The following is a 1,979-nucleotide window of genomic DNA, read 5'->3' on the forward strand; positions in this document are numbered from 1 at the left end:
CTCAAGCACGAGTATAGACTCCTCAAAGCGGAAGGGGCTGGCACCCTTTTCAGTGACGATGCGGAATCCAGTCACGTCGTCTTCAGTTGAACCGAAGTTGTCTATTATCACCGCGTTGGGGAATAGCTCAAGTGTGGCCTTTGCCAGCTCAGGCGTGAGGGTTTCACCGCCTACGACTATTGTCCTTATATCCTCCCTGAGCTTCTCGGGAAGGATAAGTCCGAGGTTGTAGGCGGTAGCGGTTAACGCCCATATCGAGGTTGGCTTTATATCTTCGAGCTCCCTCAGGAGTAGCTCGCGATTCTGGAGATACGCTATCGGAACCTGAAAATAAGATGCTCCTGCGTTGTTGACTTCAAGCCCGCTGATGGCGAAGTTTCCGGAGGAGGATGGCAGTGGGGGGAAGAACGACGCAACCCTTTCTCCTTTCTCAAAGTACTCCTCCACCCATGGCCTCATCTGGCGGGCGGTTCGTTTTTTGTCGTCTGTCGTGAAGGGTATTCTCTTTGGCCTGCCCGTCGTCCCGCTGGTTCGCATAACCGCGTGAAAAATCCTTCCCTCCCTGATGTAATCCGGCCAGACTTTCTCCCGGTTATACAGATCATGGGGCTTTATTGTGACTTTTCTGGTTAATTTTGCCAGCCCTCCGGGGGTCAAGCTCTCAATTTCAACACCTTCAAACTTCTCAGCCCAGAAGGGTGTCGTTTCCACGGCCTTTTCCACAGTGTATTTGAACCCCTGGAGTAAGGATTTGAGATACACAACAGTGGGCATAGTATCACCCACTGTTGATAGGTATTATGTTATTTAAACATTATTGGCTCACTGTGCAACTTATTTTCAGAAAAATGCTTAGGAAAGACTTATATTTCCCTTTGGACAATTACAGACTATGACGTATGATAATGTACCAGAGGATTTAATTGAAGAACCCCTCAAAGTCGGGGAAGACGACGTTCTCGAATACCTCAGCAAAATCATTGGATTTCACTTTGAGCATACTCCCTACTGGAGAAGGTTTTCGTGCGATGTTAAGAGCCTTATTGGAGATACCGTCGCAGAAACCGTAGAAAACCTACTCAATAGCGGTTTACCTGTTGATGAGGACTACCTGCGCGCCAACTGGGTTGAGTTCCTGCCCGAAGGCTATCGAGGAAGGATAAGGTTTTATCAGTCATCTGGAACGACCCGTGAGAGGGCAATCGGCCACTGGGACAGGAATTACGTTGATTATCTCGTTGCATACCTCAGGCGTTCCCTCGATGAAATCTACGGTTTCAATGAGCTGTTCCCCCCGGGAAAGATGCGAGCACTGGCTCATGGGCCCTACGGCTGGTATCAGGACGAGATAAGCGAACTCGTCTGGAGTTACGAAGGTTACCTCTACTTCATAGGCATGGAAACGGACGGTTTGAAGAGAATTCTCGAGGAGAAGGGGATTGAAGAGGTTCTCCGCATTCTTAATCCCCTCGTCAAGTACACGGAGCGGGTTCTGAAAAGGGACAACAGCATAAACCTCGCGAGAACGGCACCACCCCTCGTGAACCTCTTTGAGGGTGCATCTAACAACATCGAGGCCGTTATTCTAAGCGGAGTAGGAACAGACGTTGCCTTCCTTAGAAACGTTGAGGAGAAGTTCCCAAACGCCAGGGCGATTCCCCTCTACGGTTATTACCTCTTTGGGGATCTCGTGGGGGTTCCAAAGGGTGAGGAGATAGCATACTACCCCAACTGGCCCTTTACGCTCGTCTTCCCCGTTGAGAAGACCGGGGAAGGTTACCGCGTGGTTGACTACAACGAGAGAGGAGAGCTTGCCGTTGTAGTTGCCCGGCCAGAGGTGTTGGTGATTAAAATAGAAGATGAAACTGCAGTTAGAGTACCCAACCAGAAACCCTTTAAGTGGGACGGCTTTTCTGAACCAAGGAGGGCTATTCATGGAGGTAAATAGCACGATCTTAATGGTCTGCGGACTGATTGTA

Annotated in this window: 2 protein-coding genes; one reads left to right on the forward strand and one right to left on the reverse strand. The window is 49.7% G+C overall.

Annotated elements, in window-relative coordinates:
* Positions 1–774 (reverse strand): AMP-binding protein (locus MVG27_RS05600; RefSeq protein ID WP_297556335.1); only part of this gene is annotated, 774 nt, incomplete at its 3' end.
* 118 nt (positions 775–892) lie between these two features.
* Between MVG27_RS05600 and MVG27_RS05605 the strand changes: the two genes are divergently transcribed.
* Positions 893–1,948, forward strand: a complete 1,056-nt coding sequence (locus MVG27_RS05605) for a hypothetical protein (protein ID WP_297556336.1) — start codon at positions 893–895, stop codon at positions 1,946–1,948.
* The last annotated feature ends 31 nt before the right edge of the window (positions 1,949–1,979 follow it).

Source organism: Thermococcus sp. (genome assembly GCF_027011145.1).
In the GTDB taxonomy this organism is placed as follows: domain Archaea; phylum Methanobacteriota_B; class Thermococci; order Thermococcales; family Thermococcaceae; genus Thermococcus.

What these genes read in the sequence shown, in the direction of transcription:
- MVG27_RS05605 (WP_297556336.1), top strand. Translation starts at nt 893, where the DNA reads ATGACGTATGATAATGTACCAGAGGATTTAATTGAAGAACCCCTCAAA.